This window comes from Actinokineospora spheciospongiae (assembly GCF_003182415.1).
In the GTDB taxonomy this organism is placed as follows: Bacteria; Actinomycetota; Actinomycetes; order Mycobacteriales; family Pseudonocardiaceae; genus Actinokineospora; species Actinokineospora spheciospongiae.
Window position 1 is genome coordinate 38,352 of record NZ_QHCP01000006.1, and the last position, 18,476, is coordinate 56,827.

Consider the following 18,476-nt stretch of genomic DNA (forward strand, 5'->3'; position numbering starts at 1 on the left):
TCAGCCCCGGGTGCCGATCAGGTGGGGAGCTGGCCCGGGCGCTCGACCTCGCCGCGCCAGGCACCGGTCTCCTTGCCGCCGCGCTCCTCGATGAAACCCTTGAAGCGCTTCATGTCGGCCTTGACCCGGCTGTCGATGAGGCCGAGCTTGTCGGCCACGTTCTCGGCGAAGCCCTCCGGGTCGATGTCCATCTGCGCGGTGACCCGCGTGGTGCGCTCGTCGAGCCGGTGGAAGGTGATGACACCCGCGTGGTCGGGCCCGGAGTCGGACTTCCACGCCACCCGCTCGTCCGGGATCTGCTCGGTGATGGTGGCGTCGAACTCCCGCGTCACCCCACCGATCTTGGTCACCCAGTGGGTGTGGCGGTCGTCGAGCTGGTCGATGCGCTCGACGCCCTCCATGAAGTGGGGGAAGGACTCGAACTGGGTCCACTGGTTGTACGCCGTGGTCACCGGAACGGTTACATCGACGGATTCGGTGATCGTGCTCAACGCGAACATCTCCTCGGTCTGCCGGTTCAAACGGTCTACTGGGACTTACCCGGTCATCCGGGACTCAACCATTCACGCCGCGCCATTCACGCCGCGCGCTCGGCCGCGCCCTCGTTCGGCGCGAGCCCGAGCATGGACAGGAGTTCGGCGCACTCGCGCGCGTCGGTGGCCACCGACGCGACCGTCCGCGCCGCGCGCCTGCGCACCTCCGCCGACAGGTCCGTCTCGATCTCGCCCTGCAGCACCAAGCCGTCTGCCATGGCGGTTCTCCTCTCCGCTGGTCGTCCTCGACTCCGTTGTCCCGCGATGTACCCAGCCACCGCACCGGTCACACACCACCGATCGGGGCATTCAGAACCCACCGGACACCGCGACGACGGCCCCGGTCACGAAGGACGCCCCGGGCCCGAGCAGCCACGACACCGCGTCGGCCACCTCCTCGGGCTGACCGGCACGACCCAGCGGCACCCTGGCGGCGAACCGCTCCGGCCGGTCGGGCATGCCCGCCGCCGCGTGCAGTTCGGAGTGGACGATCCCGGGCGCGACGCAGTTGACCCGCACCCCCTCGCGCCCGACCTCCGCGGCCAGCCCCTTGGTCAACACCTCCACGGCGGCCTTGCTCGCGGCGTAGTGCACCCACTCCCCGGGCGACCCGCGCCCGGCCGCGGTGGAGGAGACGGTGACGACCGAACCGCCCGCCCCACCGTACCGAGTGGACATCCGGCGCACGGCTTCCCTGGCGCACAGGAAAACCCCGACCACGTTGACGTCGAGCACGCGCCGCACGGTCGCCACGTCCTGCTCGTCGAGCCGCCCCGGTGTGTTGCCGGTGATGCCCGCGTTGGCGACGACGGCGGTCAGCCGACCCAGCTCCTGGGCCACGTCGAACAGGTGGGCCACGTCGTCCTCGTCGGCCACGTCCCCGCGCACCGCAACGGCTTCCCGACCGGTGGCGCGCACCTCGGCGACCACCCGCTCGGCCGCGGCGGCGTCGCGCGCGTAGTCGACCACCACGTCGAACCCGTCCCGCGCCAGCCGCGCGCAGGTGGCCGCGCCGATGCCCCGACCGCCACCGGTCACCACGACCACACCCGTCCCGGTACCCATCCGCCGGAGTCTAGGCGGGCCTTTCCAGGCGGGCGGCGGCTTCCAGCACCATCCAGCCGGAGAGCTGGACCGACAGCGCCCGCTCCGGCCGGTGCGCGTCGGGCTGGTCGGCGGGCCGCGCCCAATCGGCCGGGAACACCGGGCCGCCGGGCGCGACGGTCCGGTTGCGCCACGCGGCGTCGGCGGAGGCGAGCACGAGACCGCGGGCCACGTCCGCGGCGTCCGTGGGGAGGTGGGGCACGGCGAGGGCGAGGTAGCGGGTGAGGATGCCCGCGAACAGGCCGCCGTCGCCCCCCGCGGTGGCGGCGATGACCCCGGCGGGGGCGAGGTGCCCGGCGGTGGCGTACACGACGTCGACGGCCCGTTCGAGCCAGCCGCCGCCCGGGTCGTGGGCGCCGAGTTCGACGCAGGCGCCCAGGTAGACGCCCTGGCAGTAGCTGTAGAAGACGCGGGTGACGTCGGTGATCGAGCCGTCGGGGGCCACGTGCAGGCCGTCGAAGAGCAGGCCGGTGCGGGGGTCGCGCAGGGCGCGGGTCATCCAGTTGGTCATGGAGCGGGCGCGCTGCCGGTCGGCGCGGTCGCCGCCGGTCGGGGCGCGGTGGGCGCGGGCGAGCAGGATCGCCGCCGGACCGTTGGCCGGGACGTTCTTGAACGTGTCGCCGCGGCGCCACCAGATGCCGCCGCCGCCGTGGTCGGTCCAGCCCGCGCGCAACTGCTCGGTGATCCGGGCGACGGCGGCCCCGGTGTCGAGGCCGAGGTGGTCGGAGGCGCGCAGCAGCGCGAGGCCGAGCCACGCCACGTCGTCGTAGTAGGAGTTGGTCCAGCTCCCCAGGTTGCGCACCCGGATGCCGCGGACCAACTGCCGCACGACCCGGGCCCGGTCCGGCGCCGGGTCCCGGAGCTGCGCGTCGACCAGGCAGTCCAGCAGGTGCGCCTGCCACCAGTAGTTCCACTCGGTGAACAGGCGCTGCCCCGGTCCTGGCGGCCAGGCGGCGCGGCCGAGCGCGGTGCCGGGCAGGCCCCAGACCCGCCGCAGGTGCCGGTCTCGGACGGCGCGCTCGGCGACACCGGCGCGCGCGGCCCACAGGGTGGGCGCCACCGCGCCCCGGGCGTACCGGCTCATCCCCCGATGGTCGCCGCTGCGGCGGCGGGTCCGCCCGGCCGACCGGCCGGATTCACCCTGTCGGGGTCGACCGGCGGTCGAGCGGTCACCAGGCGGCGTCGAGGTCGGCGTGCTCGCGGACCCAGGAGTGCATGACGATGCCCGCCGCGACACCGGCGTTGATGGACCGGGTGGAGCCGAACTGGGCGATGGAGACCAGCACGTCGGCGCCCTTGCGGGCGTCCTCGCTGAGGCCGGGTCCCTCCTGGCCGAAGACCAGCACGCAGCGCCGGGGCAGCGGGGTGCGCTCGATCGGTGTGGACCCCGGGGTGTTGTCCACCCCGACCACGGCCAGGCCCTCGGCGTCGGCGAAGGTCAGCAGCGATTCCACCGTGGGGTGGTGTTCGACGTGCTGGTAGCGGTCGGTCACCATGGCGCCGCGCCGGTTCCACCGCCTGCGGCCGACGATGTGCACGGCCTTCGCGGTGAACGCGTTGGCGGTGCGCACGACGGTGCCGATGTTGTGGTCGTGCTGGAAGTTCTCGATGGCCACGTGGAAGTCGTGCCTGCGCCGGTCGAGGTCGGCGACCACGGCGTCGCGCCGCCAGTACCGGTAGGCGTCGACGACGTTGCGCCGGTCGCCCTCGGCCAGCAGCACCGGGTCGTAGCGCGGGTCGTCGGGGAGCTCACCCGGCCACGGCCCCACGCCGACCGGTTCGCCGAACACCCACTCGGTGGGGCCCTGTTCGCTCACTTCGCGGCGGAGACCAGCGGGCTCCGCCTGCTCCGCCAGCGCGTGAACGCGCCCGCGTAGGACACCACCAGCACCGCCACCGCCACGAAAGCCACGTACTGACCATAGCCGTCGGGGATGATCGGCCCGAAGACGTAGTACTCGTTGAAGCCGCCGGGCAGGTCGCCCAGGCCCTGCCGGTGGCGGAGGTGGTTCTCCAGGGTCGTCAGCGGGCAGGGCAGCGGGGTCACGTTGACGATGACGCCCCAGGCCGCGAAGAACACGTGCACGAAGATCGCCTTCGGCCAGTGCCAGGCCAGGAAGCCGCCGAACCCGATGAAGATCAGGGCGGCGAAGTGCACGACCACCGTCACGTCGACGAGCAGCGCGATCATGCGGCACCTCCCCGGCCGCCGGGTGTCCGGCGGATGCCTCCACCGTATCCCGGGGCCGGGGTCTTCCCACCGGAATTCCTACTGGTCAGTCACCTTTGACCAAACCGAGATCCGCGAGGTCCAGCAGGTACCGGTACGGCAGCCCGCGCGCCTCGATCGCCTCCCTGGCCCCGGTGCCCCGGTCGACGACGGTGACCACGCCGACGACCGTCGCCCCGGCCTCGGTCAGCGCGTCCACGGCGGTCAGCACGCTGCCGCCGGTGGTCGAGGTGTCCTCGACGGCGAGGACCCGCTGGCCCGCGACCTCGATGCCCTCGATCCGCCTGCGCATGCCGTGGGACTTGGCGTCCTTGCGCACCACGAACGCGTCGAGCACCTCACCGGCCGCCGCGGCGGCGTGCATCATCGCCACCGCCACCGGGTCGGCGCCGAGGGTCAGGCCGCCCGCGGCGACGTAGTCCCAGTCGGCGGTGAGGCCGCGCAGCAGCTTCCCGATGAGGGGGGCGGCGGCGTGGTGCAGGGTCGCCCTGCGCAGGTCGACGTAGTAGTCGGCCTCCTCGCCGGAGGACAGGGTCACCCGGCCGTGCACCACGGCCAGCTCACTTACGAGTCTCGCCAGCTCAGACCGGACCGAGGCGTCAACAGGAGTTCGCACAGGTGCACACCCTCTCATGCCGCCCGGCCGGATCAGCCGAAGCCTCGGCTGTCCTGCTTGAGGGCGGTGTCGACGGTGAGCGCGGACGCCACGACCAGGCTCAGCAGCGGGTCGGGGAGCTGCCGGTGGATCTGCAGCACGTAGTTGTCCGCCGTGGTGAACATGGTCTTGGCGAAGCCCTCCCAGGTCTTGGTGATCCTGGCGACCTCCTGGCCGGTGTTGTCGGTGATGGAGAAGTTCCAGGCGCGCCAGTTCTCGGCCTGGATGCCGCCGATCTTCTGCCCGTCGACGAGGAACCCGAACCGGATCTTGCCGATCGCGTTCTCCTGGGCGATCTCGCCGACCGGCGCGCCGTCCGGCCTGGTCACGATCATCTTCGACTTGATGAACTTCGCCGGGCGGGTCAGCAGGAGCTGGTTGTTGCCGTGCGCGTCGCGCACCTCGAAGCGGTGGGTCAGGAACTGGTCGTAGCTGGAGAGGAACCGCACGGCCTTGCGGAACGCGCCCTGCCCCACCTGCGCCACCGCGCCGACCTGCGACCCGTGCTGGTCGAACACGGTGTACTCGTTGGACATCTCGATCAGCTTGACCTTCTGGTTCACCACCAGCACCGGCTCGGTGAACAGCGTCCCGCCGCCCTGCCCGACCTGGCCGACGCCCGCCCGGCGCTGCTGGTCGCGGATCTTGTTCGGGTCGTGCGCGCCGTCGAGCGACAGCTCCCACGCGGAGGCGTCGCTGCGCTGCTGCTGCTGCCCCGGGGCGTACTGCTGACCCGGCTGCCCCGCGTACTGCTGGCCGGGGTGCTGCTGGCCCCCGTACTGCTGACCCGGTTGCTGCTGGTGCGGCTGCCCGCCGAACTGCCTGCCGGGGTGCTGCGGCTGGCCGGGGGCCTGCTGCGGGGCGGGCTGGGTGTGGCTGGTCCACTGGGAGCCGTCCCAGTACCGGAGGGTCGGGCTGCCGGGGCGATCCGGGTACCACCCGGGCTGCGGGTTCGTCATGCGCGGCAGCCTAACTCCGCCGCGGCCGGTCGGACCTGGGAATCCGCGCCTTCGCGGTGGGTGAGCGGACCGCTACCGCTACCCCCGGTTGCGGCCCGCGGCGGCGCGCTTCTCGATCAACCGGAGCAGGCCCGCGGGCAGGAGCTTGCCGATGGCGACGATGGCCTTGTACTGCCTGCCCGGGACCGAGCGGCTGCGGCCACCGGCCAGGTCGGCGAGGCAGTCGGCGACCACCCGGTCCGCGTCGAGCCACAGGAAGTCCGGCAGGTCGGTCATGTCGTCGCCCGCGCGGTCGTGGAACTCGGTGTGGGTGAAGCCCGGGACCAGGGCGACGACCCGGACACCGGTGCCCGCCAGGTTCGTGGCCAGGCCCTCCGATAGCGCCGTGACGTAGGCCTTGGTGGCCCCGTAGGAGGGGCCGGTGCCGGGGAAGAAGCCCGCGACGCTGGAGACGTTGATGATGCCGCCGTGGGCGCGGGCCAGCATCCCGGGCAGCGCGGCCCTGGTGAGGCGCATCACGGTGGTGACGTTGAGGTCGAGCTGGTTCTGCAACCAGTCCGGGTCGGCCTCGGCGAAGGCGCCTCGGGTGCCGAACCCGGCGTTGTTGACCAGCAGGTCGACCGGCTTGTCCTGGTCGGCGAGCCGGGCCTCCACGCGCTTGCGGGCGCGGGTGGTGGTCAGGTCGGCGGTCATGGCCTGCACGCGCACGCCGTGGGTCTCGGCCAGCTCCAGCGCGACGGCCTTCAGCCGGTCGGCGGTGCGGGCGACGATGACCAGGTCGTAGCCGTCTGCGGCGAGCCTGCGGGCGAAGGCGGCGCCGATGCCAGCGGTGGCACCGGTGATGAGCGCGGTGGGCATGGGGCCACGCTACTCACTGGTAACCGGGACCGGAAGAAGATCAGGCGTCCTTGGCGTCCGCGACCGGCTCCGGCGCGGCCTTCACCTGCTCACCCCTGACCTGCTCACCCCTGCTCTCCTCGGCCTCGGCCTCGACCCGCTCCGCCCCGGCCTGCTCGGGCCGTGCCCCGCCCGCGGGCTCGGCCTCGGCGTCGAACGGGTCGACCACGTCGGCGATCTCGCCGATGCCGCGCAGCAGCCGCTCCAGCCGCGACGGGCTGGAGTTCGGCGGGGCGGCGGCGAGCACCCACCCGTCCTCGATCCAGGCCACGGCGATGTCGCGGCCGATCTCCTCGGTGGCGTCCACCAGGTCCGGGGTGATCAGCGCGCGGGCCCCGGAGATGTCGGACACGAACGCGTACCGCTGCCCGACCGGGCCCAGCAGCTCCGGCATGTGCTCGCGCTGGAACGGCGTGCTCGGCACCCACAGCTCGACCACCACCGGGTGCACCTTGCGGGTCTGCACGGCGGCGATCACCGTGTTCACCCGCCCACCGGCCTCCAGGTCGAAGACGAACACCTTGCGCCTGCCGTCGGCGGTGAACGTCGACCCGGCCACCACGTCGCGGGCCACGCCGTCGCCGTAGTAGGCGACCGCGCCACCGGACCACTTCTTCGGCAGCAGCGGGTCGGTCTCGGCGAACTGCCAGCCGCGCAGGCCCGCCCACCTCCGGCGTTCCCGGTTTCTGGACGTCAGCAGCGCCCGGTCGCGCAGCAGGAAGCCGCCGCCTGCGATGAACGCGACGACCGCGATGACGAACCACACCCAAGCGGGGATACCCACACGGGCAGAGTAGTCGCCACAGCGCCGGGTTCAAGATCACGGCCCCGCGCCGCGCCCCCCGATCGCACGAACTTCCCCTGCGACGGGGGCAGACGCGCCCGGGACACGCCCGGGAGCCGGGCGGGGTCCACCGCCCGGCTCCCGGGTAACCGCTACCGCGCCCGGGACACCACCAGCCCGGACGAGTCGTCGGTGATGTCCACCGCGACCGTGTCGCCGTCGCGGACCTCACCGGCGAGAAGCTGCTTGGCGAGCTGGTCGCCGATCGCCGAGGACACCAGCCGCCGCAGCGGGCGGGCGCCGTAGACGGGGTCGAACCCGTTCAGCGCGAGCCAGTCGCGGGCCGCCGGGGTCACCGACAGGGTCAGCCTGCGCTGGGCCAGCCTGCGGCCGAGCTTGGCCACCTGGATGTCGACGATCGAGGTCAGCTCCTCGGTCGCCAGCGAGTGGAACACCACCACGTCGTCGAGGCGGTTGAGGAACTCCGGCTTGAAGTGCCGCTGCACCACGGCCATCACCGCGTCGTGGCGGCCGCGGTCGTCCAGCGCCGGGTCGGTGATCGCCTGCGAGCCGAGGTTGGAGGTGAGCACCAGGATGGTGTTGCGGAAGTCCACCGTGCGGCCCTGCCCGTCGGTGAGCCTGCCGTCGTCGAGCACCTGGAGCAGCACGTCGAAGACGTCCGGGTGGGCCTTCTCCACCTCGTCGAGCAGCACCACGCTGTACGGGCGGCGGCGCACCGACTCGGTGAGCTGCCCGCCCTGGTCGTAGCCGACGTACCCGGGGGGCGCCCCGACGAGCCTGGCCACCGAGTGCTTCTCGGAGTACTCGCTCATGTCGATGCGGATCATCGCCCGCTCGTCGTCGAACAGGAACTCCGCCAGCGCCTTGGCCAGCTCGGTCTTGCCCACGCCGGTCGGGCCCAGGAACAGGAACGACCCGGTGGGGCGGTCCGGGTCGGCCACCCCGGCGCGGGTGCGGCGGACGGCGTCGGACACCACCCGCACCGCCTCGGCCTGCCCGACCACCCGGCCCGCCAGCGCCTCCTCCATCCGCAGCAGCTTCTGCGTCTCGCCCTCCAGCATCCGGCCCGCCGGGATGCCGGTCCACGCCGCCACCACCTCGGCGACGTCGTCGGAGCCGACCTCCTCCTTGAGCATCACGCCCTCGGTGACCGCGGTGTTGGCGGTCGCGGCGGCCAGGTCCTTCTCCAGCGCCGGGATGCGGCCGTAGCGCAGCTCCGCGGCCCGGCCCAGGTCGCCGTCGCGCTCGGCCCGCTCGGACTCACCGCGCAGCGACTCCAGTTGCTCCTTGAGCTCGCGGACCTTGTCGATCGACCCCTTCTCGTTCTGCCAGCGGGCGGTCAGCCCGGCCAGCGACTCGCGCTTCTCGGCCAGCTCGGCGCGCAGCGCGGCCAGCCGGTCCCTGGAGGCGGCGTCGGCCTCCTTGGCCAGCGCCATCTCCTCGATCTCCAGGCGGCGCACGGCGCGCTCCACCTCGTCGATCTCCACCGGCCGCGAGTCGATCTCCATCCGCAGCCGGGAGGCGGCCTCGTCGACCAAGTCGATGGCCTTGTCCGGCAGGAACCGGGCGGTGATGTAGCGGTCGGACAGGGTGGCGGCGGCGACCAGGGCGCTGTCGGTGATGCGCACGCCGTGGTGCACCTCGTAGCGCTCCTTGAGCCCGCGCAGGATGCCGATGGTGTCCTCCACCGTGGGCTCGCCGACCAGCACCTGCTGGAAGCGGCGCTCCAGGGCGGGGTCCTTCTCGATGTGCCCGCGGTACTCGTCGAGCGTGGTCGCGCCCACCATCCGCAGCTCGCCGCGGGCCAGCATCGGCTTGATCATGTTGCCCGCGTCCATGGCGCCCTCGCCGGTGGCGCCCGCGCCGACGATGGTGTGCAGCTCGTCGATGAAGGTCACGACCTGGCCCGCGGAGTCGGTGATCTCCTTGAGCACGGCCTTGAGCCGCTCCTCGAACTCGCCGCGGAACTTCGCCCCGGCCACCATCGACCCCAGGTCGAGGGAGACGACGCGCTTGCCGCGCAGCGACTCGGGCACGTCCCCGGCGATGATCCGCTGGGCCAGGCCCTCGACGATGGCGGTCTTGCCGACGCCGGGCTCGCCGATGAGCACCGGGTTGTTCTTGGTGCGCCGCGACAGCACCTGCACCACCCGGCGGATCTCGGCGTCGCGGCCGATCACCGGGTCCAGCTCGCCCTTGCGGGCCCGCTCGGTGAGGTCGACGCCGTACTTCTCCAGCGCCTGGTAGGTGCCCTCGGGGTCCGGGCTGGTGACCCTGGCGGAGCCGCGGACCTTGGTGAACGCCTCGGTCAGCGCCTCCGCGGTGGCGCCGTGGCGGCGCAGCAGGTCGGCGACGTCACCGCCCTCGGCGGCCAGGCCGACCAGCACGTGCTCGGTGGAGACGTACTCGTCGCCGCGGTCGGTCGCCAGCTTCTGCGCGTGCGTGATCGCGCGCAGCGCCTCCTGGGAGAGCTGCGGCTGCGACACGGTCGCGCCGGTGGCCGCGGGCAGCGCCCGCGCGATCGGCTCCAGCTCCTTGCCGACCACGTCCGGGTCCACGCCGACGGCGGTCAGCAACGGTGCGGTCAGCCCGTCGGCCTGCGCGAGCAGGGCGCCGAGCAGGTGCACCGGCCGGATGTCGGGGTTGCCCGCGGTCGCGGCGGCCTGGGCGGCCGTCGAGATCGCCTGCTGGGTCTTGGTCGTCGGGTTGAACGCGTCCATCTCCACCTCGGTCCCACGTCGCGTTGTCGACCGGTACAACGTCAGAAAAGTTGAGCGTGTTCCGCTCAACCCTGAAAAAGTTGGGGAAGCGCCCTCCCGACACTCACACAGCGTGGCGTGACTGCGCTCCGAAACCACTCGTCCGAGTGGTCACCCACATGTCGTAAGGACTTTGTCCACAGCGGTAATCCACTTGTCCACAATCCCCAGGTGGTTGTCCACAGGGCTGTGCGCAACTGTCCACAACCCGGCCGTGTGGGTGGTGACCAGGTCCTAGAGGTCGAGGTTGAGCTTGCCGAGCAGCCGGGAGAACTCGCGGATGTCCCCGGTCGACCACTGGCCCAGTTGGGCCCGCAACTGCGCCCGCCGGTGCGAGCGGATCTCGTGCAGCCGGGACGCGCCGGTCACCGTGAGCTGCACCAGCCGGGCCCGCCCGTCGGAGGGGTCGGCCACCCGCTCCACCAGGTCCAGCTCCTCCAGCCGGGCGATCTGCCTGCTCACCGTCGACTTGTCCAGCCCGGTGCGCTCCACCACGTCGGCCGCGCGGACCGGGCCGATGTCGCTCAGGTGCAGCAGCAGCGCGTACGAGGCGCCGTCGAGGCCGGGGTGCACCCGGGCGGCCAGGGACAGCGACACGCTGCGGGCGCGGCCGAACAGCTTCGACAGCTCCCGCTCAAGATCCTGGGCGGCGTCCTCGCGCCCGCCCGTCGGCCCCTCGGTCACCGTGTCCCTTTCGTCGCGCTCGGGAGAAACCTAACCGCAGCGGCGGTCCGCCCCGCCCGCCGGGCGGACCGGGTCGCCCCCGAGAGGCCCAACCGACCGTTCTCCGGCCTCCCCGGGGTGACACCTCCAGTAGCCTGGTGCCGCCCCAGGGACCGCCCGAGAGGTGGAGTGCGCCCCCGACCATGCCAGCCGACGGCGATCTGAGCCCCATCCCGACCTCCCGCCCGCGGGCGGAGTCCCCGACCGCGGTCAGCGCCATGGTGCGCCTGGTCCGGGAGAGCTTCGCGCTGGCCGAGGCGCACCTGGACGAGGTCACCCGGTCCTTCCACGCCAACCTGTTCAACATCTCGCCCAGCGCCAGGGAGATGTTCCCGATCAACATGGAGGTGCAGCGGTCCCGGCTGCCGCGCGCCCTGGTGCACGTCATGCAGCTGGTCGACCGCCCTGACGACCTGGTCCCGTACCTGCGTGAACTCGGCCGCGACCACCGCAAGTTCGGCGCCCGCAGCGACCACTACGAGGCCGTCGGCACCGCCCTCATCCACGCCGTCCGCGAGTACTCCGGCCCCGCCTGGACCGACGACGTGCAGCGGGCCTGGGCCGAGGCCTACACGATCGTGGCCCGCGCCATGCTCGAAGCGGCGGCCGAGGACGACCACGAACCCGGCTACCGCACCGCGGAGGTCGTCGAGCACGAGCGGATCGGCTGGGACCTGGCGGTGATCCGGGTCCTGCCGTCCTCACCGGTGCCCTACCGCCCGGGCCAGTACGTCAGCGTGGAGGTCCCGCAGCGCCCCCGCCTCTGGCGCAACCTCTCCCCGGCCAACGCCCCGGACGACGAGGGCGTCCTGGAGTTCCACGTCCGCGCCGTCGACGGCGGCTGGGTCAGCCGCTCCCTGGTCGCCCACGCCCAACTCGGCGACGAGTGGAAGATCGGCGCCCCCATGGGCCACCTGGCGGTGGACCGCACCTCCGACCGGGACGTGCTGATGATCGCGGGCGGCACCGGCATCGCCCCCCTGCGCGCGATCATCGAGGAACTGGCCCAGTGGGGCCAGAACCCGCACGTCCACCTGTTCACCGGCGGCCGCGTCCGCGAAGACCTCTACGACCTCGCCCACCTGCAGAACATCGCGGTCACCAACCCCTGGCTGACGGTCATCCCGGTCCTGGAGAACGAACCGGACGTCCAAGCCGCCGAACACGGCACCCTCGCCGACGTCGTCACCCACTACGGCACCTGGGACGACTGCGACATCCTGGTCTCCGGCAGCCCCGCGATGATCCGGGCCACGGTCTCCCGCCTCCTGATCAACGGCGCCCCCCAGGACCACATCACCTACGACCCCTTCGACTGGGACTGACCCCCGCTCACGCGCGCTGCCCCACAACCGGTGCGACGCGTTCGCCCAACTCGCGAACCCCCGGCCGTCGGGCGTGCGGGACGCACGCCTGACGCAGCCGCCGAAGTGCCGCGTCGACCCGTTCGGAGCGCACCAAGGCCATCTCGGCCATGCTCAGCGCGTCATCGGGTCGCCCCCGGGGCACGGCCAGGTTGGCGAGGCCGCACAGGCCCTTCCGCGCGCATCGCCCAGCCCCCGCCTTCGGCGGCACACCCCACCGAGAAGCTGCCCAGAGGTATGGCGTCCGCTTGGGCTGAGGTTGGAGGGGAACAAGTCCGAAGTCGGGCGCACGGGGGAGGGTGCGCAGGCAGTTGATCTCTGGTTTTCCAGCGACGCACCGTGCTGCGATCGACGTGCAGGGCTCGCGTCAAACCCTCCTGGGTGCAGCCTGCCGGCTCGACATGCGGACATGGCTTTGCGAGAAGGTGGATTCGGTGGCCCGGCAGGTGCCGAGGCTGTCGGCGAGTTGTCGGCGTGGGTGGCGAGCAACTGTCGGACCTCGGCGTGGCCGAATGGGTTGCGCCGCAGTGGAACCCAGGCCGGGTGGGGACAGCGCAACGGGCAGGTCCGGTGTGGACCTGCCCGTTCCGGGGTGCGTCGAGCGTCAGCGGCGCGGCTGGGGGCGCCAGACGACCAGGGCGGTTTCCTGGCGGACCGGGACGAGGTCGTGGCGGTAGGACTTGTGGATGGCGGCCGCGGCCTGTTCGGCGACCGCGTGCACGTGGGCCAGTTCCTCGGTCAGCTCGGCGACCCTGGTGCGCAGGGCGTCGACCTCGTTCTCCAGTTCGATGATGCGCTTGATGCCCGCGAGGTTGACCCCCGCCTCCTGGGAGAGGCGTTGGACCTCGCGGAGGAGGGCGATGTCGCGGACCGAGTACCGGCGGCCGCCGCCGGAGGTGCGGCCGGGGGAGACCAGGCCCATGCGGTCGTAGCTGCGCAGGGTTTGCGCGTGCAGGCCGGAGAGCTGGGCGGCGACCGAGATGACGAAGACGGGGGTGTCCTCGTCGGCTCCCGGGAGGAACGGGTTCACGACTGCCTCGCCTTCTCCACCATGGCGGTCAGCTCGGGTCGGGGGTCGTGCTGCTTGGTGGCCTCCGCGTACGACTGCAGGGCCGTGGTGGCCGCGTCGTCCAGTTTGGCGGGGACGGAGACCTGGAGGGTGACCAGGAGGTCGCCGGTGTTGCCGTCGCGCTTGGCGACGCCCTTGCCGCGGACCCGTAACACCCGGCCGGAGGGGGTGCCGGGGGCGACGCGGGCGGTGACGACGCCTTCCAGGGTGGGCACCGTGAGGGTGGTGCCCAGGGCCAGTTCGGCGAAGGTCACCGGGACCTTGAGGGTGAGGTTGTTGCCGTCGCGGCCGAAGACCGGGTGCGGGGTGACGTGGACGCGGACGTACAGGTCGCCCGCCGCCGCCCCGTTGGAGCCGGGTTCGCCCTGGCCGGACAGGCGGATGCGCTGGTCGTCCTCGACGCCCGCGGGGATGCGGACGGTGAGGGTGCGGGTCTTGGTGCTGACGCCGTCGCCCGCGCACTCCGGGCAGGGGTCGTCGACGATGCGGCCGGTGCCGCGGCAGTCGCGGCAGGGCTCGCTGAAGGCGAAGGCGCCCTGGCTGCGGCTGAGCAGGCCCACGCCGCCGCAGGTGGCGCAGGTGCGCGGGGTGGTGCCCGGGCGGGCACCGGAACCGGCGCAGGTCTCGCAGGTCGTCGGGCTGGACAGGCGCAGCGGCACCGTCGCGCCCTTGACCGCCTCCAGGAAGTCGATGCGGACCTCGGTCTCCACGTCCGCGCCGCGGCGGGCGCGGGGCGTGGTGGCGGCACCGCGGCCGCGGCCGAACAGGTTGCCCAGCATGTCGCCGAACCCGCCGCCCGCGCCGGCACCGGCACCGCCGCCCGCGGCCTGGCCGAAGATGTCGCTGAACGACCCCGGGCCACCGCCCGCGCCGCCGCCGAAGCCGCCGCGGAAACCGCCCGCGCCGAACATGGAGCGGGCCTCGTCGTACTGCTTGCGCTTCTCCGCGTCGCCGAGCACGCCGTAGGCCTCGGACACGGCCTTGAACCGCGCCTCGGCCTTGTCGTTGCCCGGGTTGGCGTCGGGGTGCAGTTCGCGGGCGAGCTTGCGGTACGCCTTCTTGATCTCGGCGTCCCCGGCGTCGGAGGAGACGCCCAGCTCGCGATAGAAGTCCTTGTCGATCCAGTCCCTGGCACTCACCGGACGTCCCCTCCTTCCGTTCAGTCCGCCGAGGCGGGAGTCGGCTCGGCGTCGGTCACCGCGACGAGCGCGGCGCGCACGACCCGGTCGCCGAAGCGGTAACCCCGGCGGAGCACGCCGGTGACCGTCGGCCCGTCGACCTCCGGGGAGGTGCTGTGCTGCACCGCCTCGTGCACGGACGGGTCGAACGGCTCGCCCTCGTGCCCGAAGGCCTCCAGCCCGGTCTTGGTGAGGACCGCGCTGAACTTGTCGGCGACCGCCTTGAACGCGCCGGTCAGGTCGCCGTGCGCCTCGGCCCGCTCGACGTCGTCGAGCACCGAGAGGAACTCGACCACGACCTGGGCCTTGGCGCCCGCGACGACCGACTCCCGGTCGCGCTCGACGCGCTTGCGGTAGTTGGCGTACTCGGCCTGCAGGCGCTGCAGGTCGGCGGTGCGCTCGTCGAGCTGGGCCTTGACCTCGGCGGCCGGGTCGATCTCCGCCGCCGGTTCCTCGATGACGACCTCGCCCGAGATGACCTCGGCGCCGCCCTCGGGTTCGGACGGGGCGTGGGTGGTCGAGGGCTCCTCGACCACCCCGCCCTCGCGCACAACCTGAGGCTCCTCGGCGGAGGTCTCGTCGCTGTGCTTGTCGGTCACTTCTTGTCCTTGTCCTCGTCGACGATCTCGGCGTCCACCACGTCGTCCTCGGGCTTGGCGTCGGCCGGGGCGCCCTCGGCACCCGCGGCGGCGTCGGCCCCGGTGTTGGCGTAGAGCGCGGAGCCCATGGCCTGCGACTCGGTGCTCAGCTTCTCCATCGCCGACTTGATCGCGGCGATGTCGGTGCCCTTGAGCGCCTCGGTGGCCTCGGCGATCGCGGCGTTGACCTTGTCCTTGGCCTCGGCCGGGAGCTTGTCCTCGTTGTCCTTGACGAACTTCTCCGTCTGGTAGACGAGGGTCTCAGCCTGGTTGCGGACGTCGGCCTCCTCGCGGCGCTTCTGGTCCTCCTCGGCGTGCGCCTCGGCGTCCTTGACCATCCGGTCGATGTCCTCCTTGGGCAGCGCCGAGCCGCCGGTGATGGTCATCGACTGCTCCTTGCCGGTGCCCAGGTCCTTCGCGTTGACGTGCACGATGCCGTTCGCGTCGATGTCGAAGGTGACCTCGATCTGCGGCACGCCCCGGGGGGCGGGCGGCAGACCGGTCAGGTCGAAGGTGCCCAGCTTCTTGTTGTCCGCGGCGAAGTCGCGCTCACCCTGGAACACCTGGATGCCCACGGTGGTCTGGTTGTCGTCGGCGGTGGAGAAGATCTCCGAGCGCTTGGTCGGGATGGTGGTGTTGCGCTCGATGAGCTTGGTGAACACCCCGCCCTTGGTCTCGATGCCCAGCGACAGCGGGGTCACGTCGAGCAGCAGGACGTCCTTGACCTCGCCCTTGAGCACACCGGCCTGCAGCGCGGCGCCGATGGCCACGACCTCGTCCGGGTTGACGCCCTTGTTGGCCTCGCGGCCGCCGGTCAGCTCCTTGACCAGCTCGGCGACGGCGGGCATGCGGGTGGAACCACCCACGAGCACCACGTGGTCGATCTCGCCGATGGACACGCCCGCGTCCTTCACCACGTTGTTGAACGGGGTGCGGGTGCGGTCGAGCAGGTCGGAGGTGATGCGCTGGAACTCGGCCCTGGTGAGGTTCTCGTCGAGGAACAGCGGGTTCTTGTCCGCGTCGACGGTGATGTAGGGCAGGTTGATGTTGGCGCTGTTCGAGCTGGACAGCTCGATCTTCGCCTTCTCAGCGGCCTCGCGGATGCGCTGCAGCGCCATCTTGTCCTTGGTGAGGTCGATGCCGCTGGAGGACTTGAACTTGTCCACCAGCCAGTCGACGATCCGCTGGTCCCAGTCGTCGCCGCCGAGGTGGTTGTCACCGGAGGTCGAGCGGACCTCCACGACGCCGTCGCCGATCTCCAGCAGCGACACGTCGAAGGTGCCGCCGCCGAGGTCGAAGACCAGGATGGTCTGCTCCTTGGCGCCGCCCTTGTCCAGCCCGTAGGCCAGCGCGGCCGCGGTCGGCTCGTTCACGATCCGCAGCACGTTGAGGCCGGCGATCTGCCCGGCCTCCTTGGTGGCCTGGCGCTGGGCGTCCTCGAAGTAGGCGGGGACGGTGATCACCGCGTCGGTGATGGTCTCGCCCAGGTACGACTCGGCGTCGCGCTTGAGCTTCATGAGCACCCGCGCGGAGATCTCCTGCGCGGTGTAGTCCTTGCCGTCGAGCTCGGTCTTCCAGTCCGTGCCGATGTGCCGCTTGACCGAGCGGACCGTGCGGTCCACGTTGGTCACGGCCTGGTTCTTCGCGGGCTGTCCGACCAGCACCTCGCCGTTCTTGGCGAACGCCACGATGGACGGGGTCGTCCGCGAGCCCTCCGAGTTGGCGATGACCGTCGGTTCACCGCCCTCGAGGACGGCGACGACGGAGTTGGTCGTCCCCAGGTCGATGCCGACCGCACGCGCCATGATTTCCTCCTGCTTGACCCTGTGGTGTCTGTCGGGTTGAGCGTACCGGGCTCAGGTTTGAGACTTGAGTCGGACCCGCTCAACCTTCCTGACTCCCACAACGAGGCACCCCGGGAAGTTGTTCCCGGGGTGACCTGGCTCTCACTGTTCTCTTGTCAGGCGAAGCCGATGGTGATGTCCCCGGAGTTCGCGTCGAGGTCGAGGTGGTTCGCCGCCCCCAGGTCGTCGCCGACCCGGTTGTCCACCTCGCCGCTGTCGCTCTTGGCCGACACCCGGTACGCCCCGCGCGGCACGGTGACCTGGATCGACCCGCTGGAGGCGCGCGCGGCGACCCCGGCCGCTTTGGCCGCCCGGATGGTGATGTCCCCCGAGTCGGCCTCCACCGCCACGGTGTCCCCGGTGTCGACCAGCTCGACCGAGCCGGAACTCGCGGCCACCCGGACCGGCCCCCCGACCTCCCGCACGGTCACCGACCCGGACGAGGACCGCACGTCGACCGCCGCGGCCCCCCGGACCTCGACGTCCCCCGACGACGACTCCCCGAGCACCCGCACCCCCTCGGGCACGACGACGGTGTAGTCGACCCAGCAGTTGCGCTCCCCGCACCCCGAGAGCACCAGCTCGTCCCCCTCGACCCGGAACGTCGACCCCGGCCTGCTGCTGCGGTAGCCGACGTCGCGGTGCACGCTCGCGGTCTTCCCGACGCTGATCCGGACCGACCCGGAGTCGGTGTCCAGGCGGACCCCTCGTACCGCCTGCTCCACCTTCGCGTCGTCGGAGAACGTCTCCTGCTGGAACGCCCCGCACCCGGTGAGCACCCCGCTGAGCACGCCACCCACCCCGACGGCCAAGAGCACCGCCACCACCCGCCGACCCATTCCGTCCCCCTCCTGCGGCAACCCGACAGCCGGAACGCTATTGACCACCGGTGCCGCGAGCCATCAGGGAGACCCCCGACCCGTCCCTGAGGTTGCCCCTACCTCCGGTCGGCGGCGGGCGGCCGTCCCACCTGCTCCGTTCGGGGTGGAGCGTCCCCTGTGGACCGGGACGACCCGAACCCGGTCAGCGCAGCGGTTCCAGCAGGTGCTCGACCACCGGGAGCAGCTCGGCCGCGGTCGGCGGGTCGTCGTCGATCAGGCCCTGGAGCAGGATGCCGTCGACCCCGGCGAGGAAGGCCCGGAACCCGACCTCGTCGGGCTGGCGGCCGAGGCTGGTGAGCACGTCGAGCCACTGGCGGGCGGCCGGGCGCAGGGCCGGGCGGCGGGCGGCCAGCAGGTACAGCTCGTACTCGGCCATGGTGCGGCCGCGCTGCGGCCCGAGGGCCTCGGCGAGCGTCTCGGCGACCGCGCCCGCCTGGCTGCGGCCCTTGATCCGGCTGGACTCGATCCCGTCCCGGATGCGGGTGGCCATCCGCTCGGCCGACCAGGTGAGGGTGCCGACGACCAGGTCGTCCAGGGAGGCGAAGTGGTAGGTGAGCGACGCGGGCGGCACCCCGGCCTCGGCGGCGACGGTGCGGTGGGTGACGCCCGCGACCCCGTCGCGCTCGATCACCCGGAGCGCGGCCTCGACGATCTCGGTCCGCCTGCGGTCGCCGCGGGCGCGGCGGCCGTCGACGCGGCGGTAGGCGGTGCTCACCGGCGACCGGGTCCAGGGGCGCTGACCAGTGCGGGAGGCACAATTCCGCCGCACCGGGGTGACAATTTCCGCCCCTGCGCGCCCGTCGCCTCGCCGTCGGGGGCGGGGACCAGCAAGATGAA

Annotated in this window: 19 protein-coding genes; 1 reads left to right on the top strand and 18 read right to left on the bottom strand. The window is 72.3% G+C overall.

Translation table 11 applies throughout. The features are described from left to right. Positions 1-17: 17 nt before the first annotated feature. From DFQ13_RS17575 to DFQ13_RS17625, 12 genes are all read right to left on the bottom strand, one after another. The gene (locus tag DFQ13_RS17575) at positions 18-491 is read right to left on the bottom strand and encodes an SRPBCC family protein (protein WP_110080817.1); all 474 of its coding nucleotides are present in this window, start codon (positions 489-491) and stop codon (positions 18-20) included. A gap of 86 nt (positions 492-577) precedes the next feature. Beyond that, entirely contained in the window at positions 578-751 is a 174-nt protein-coding gene (locus DFQ13_RS33900; protein ID WP_181400032.1) for a hypothetical protein, read from the bottom strand. A gap of 91 nt (positions 752-842) precedes the next feature. After that, positions 843-1,598, bottom strand: a complete 756-nt coding sequence (locus tag DFQ13_RS17580; protein ID WP_110080602.1) for an SDR family oxidoreductase — start codon at positions 1,596-1,598, stop codon at positions 843-845. A gap of 10 nt (positions 1,599-1,608) precedes the next feature. Next, positions 1,609-2,721 carry a glycoside hydrolase family 76 protein gene (locus DFQ13_RS17585; protein ID WP_110080603.1) on the bottom strand — a complete coding sequence of 371 codons (1,113 nt, stop codon included), beginning with the start codon at positions 2,719-2,721 and terminating at the stop codon, positions 1,609-1,611. An 85-nt stretch (positions 2,722-2,806) separates the two neighbouring features. Beyond that, on the bottom strand, positions 2,807-3,454 hold the full coding sequence (locus tag DFQ13_RS17590) for a TrmH family RNA methyltransferase (RefSeq protein ID WP_110080604.1): 648 nt from the start codon (positions 3,452-3,454) through the stop codon (positions 2,807-2,809). Continuing rightward, entirely contained in the window at positions 3,451-3,828 is a 378-nt protein-coding gene (locus tag DFQ13_RS17595) for a DUF2784 domain-containing protein (RefSeq protein ID WP_110080605.1), read from the bottom strand. Before DFQ13_RS17595 ends, DFQ13_RS17590 begins: the two co-directional genes overlap by 4 nt. 85 nt (positions 3,829-3,913) lie before the next feature. Beyond that, positions 3,914-4,501: an orotate phosphoribosyltransferase gene (gene pyrE, locus DFQ13_RS17600; protein WP_110080606.1), complete on the bottom strand. Its 588-nt coding sequence runs from the start codon at positions 4,499-4,501 to the stop codon at positions 3,914-3,916. A gap of 14 nt (positions 4,502-4,515) precedes the next feature. Beyond that, the gene (locus DFQ13_RS17605; protein ID WP_110080607.1) at positions 4,516-5,481 is read right to left on the bottom strand and encodes a phospholipid scramblase-related protein; all 966 of its coding nucleotides are present in this window, start codon (positions 5,479-5,481) and stop codon (positions 4,516-4,518) included. A gap of 78 nt (positions 5,482-5,559) precedes the next feature. Beyond that, the gene (locus tag DFQ13_RS17610) at positions 5,560-6,339 is read right to left on the bottom strand and encodes an SDR family NAD(P)-dependent oxidoreductase (protein WP_035283164.1); all 780 of its coding nucleotides are present in this window, start codon (positions 6,337-6,339) and stop codon (positions 5,560-5,562) included. Positions 6,340-6,379: 40 nt separating this feature from the next. Beyond that, a complete protein-coding gene (locus DFQ13_RS17615) occupies positions 6,380-7,162 on the bottom strand; it encodes a type III secretion system chaperone family protein (protein WP_233438464.1) in 783 nt (260 codons plus the stop codon). 152 nt (positions 7,163-7,314) lie between these two features. Further along, entirely contained in the window at positions 7,315-9,903 is a 2,589-nt protein-coding gene (gene clpB / locus DFQ13_RS17620; protein ID WP_110080608.1) for an ATP-dependent chaperone ClpB, read from the bottom strand. A gap of 273 nt (positions 9,904-10,176) precedes the next feature. Then, a complete protein-coding gene (locus DFQ13_RS17625) occupies positions 10,177-10,626 on the bottom strand; it encodes a MarR family winged helix-turn-helix transcriptional regulator (protein ID WP_035277958.1) in 450 nt (149 codons plus the stop codon). 182 nt (positions 10,627-10,808) lie between these two features. Here DFQ13_RS17625 and DFQ13_RS17630 point away from each other — a divergent pair, with 182 nt between their 5' ends. Beyond that, positions 10,809-11,990 carry an FAD-binding oxidoreductase gene (locus DFQ13_RS17630; RefSeq protein WP_233438465.1) on the top strand — a complete coding sequence of 394 codons (1,182 nt, stop codon included), beginning with the start codon at positions 10,809-10,811 and terminating at the stop codon, positions 11,988-11,990. A 643-nt stretch (positions 11,991-12,633) separates the two neighbouring features. Here DFQ13_RS17630 and DFQ13_RS17635 read toward each other — a convergent pair. The 6 genes from DFQ13_RS17635 to DFQ13_RS17660 all read right to left on the bottom strand — a co-directional run bounded on the left by DFQ13_RS17635 (position 12,634) and on the right by DFQ13_RS17660 (position 18,354). Next, positions 12,634-13,059, bottom strand: coding sequence for a heat shock protein transcriptional repressor HspR (locus DFQ13_RS17635; protein ID WP_035283745.1), 426 nt, complete (start codon positions 13,057-13,059; stop codon positions 12,634-12,636). Beyond that, complete coding sequence (dnaJ, locus tag DFQ13_RS17640) at positions 13,056-14,237, bottom strand: molecular chaperone DnaJ (RefSeq protein ID WP_110080609.1); 1,182 nt, start codon at positions 14,235-14,237, stop codon at positions 13,056-13,058. The genes DFQ13_RS17635 and dnaJ overlap by 4 nt, the downstream gene beginning before the upstream one ends. A 20-nt stretch (positions 14,238-14,257) precedes the next feature. After that, entirely contained in the window at positions 14,258-14,875 is a 618-nt protein-coding gene (gene grpE, locus DFQ13_RS17645) for a nucleotide exchange factor GrpE (RefSeq protein WP_110080610.1), read from the bottom strand. Then, positions 14,872-16,719 (bottom strand): molecular chaperone DnaK, encoded by a 1,848-nt coding sequence (gene dnaK / locus DFQ13_RS17650; protein ID WP_035285451.1) that lies wholly within the window; start codon positions 16,717-16,719, stop codon positions 14,872-14,874. The genes grpE and dnaK overlap by 4 nt, the downstream gene beginning before the upstream one ends. Positions 16,720-16,874: 155 nt before the next feature. Continuing rightward, positions 16,875-17,597, bottom strand: coding sequence for a DUF4097 family beta strand repeat-containing protein (locus DFQ13_RS17655; protein ID WP_110080611.1), 723 nt, complete (start codon positions 17,595-17,597; stop codon positions 16,875-16,877). 184 nt (positions 17,598-17,781) lie between these two features. Further along, complete coding sequence (locus DFQ13_RS17660) at positions 17,782-18,354, bottom strand: TetR/AcrR family transcriptional regulator (RefSeq protein WP_035285448.1); 573 nt, start codon at positions 18,352-18,354, stop codon at positions 17,782-17,784. Positions 18,355-18,476 lie beyond the last annotated feature (122 nt).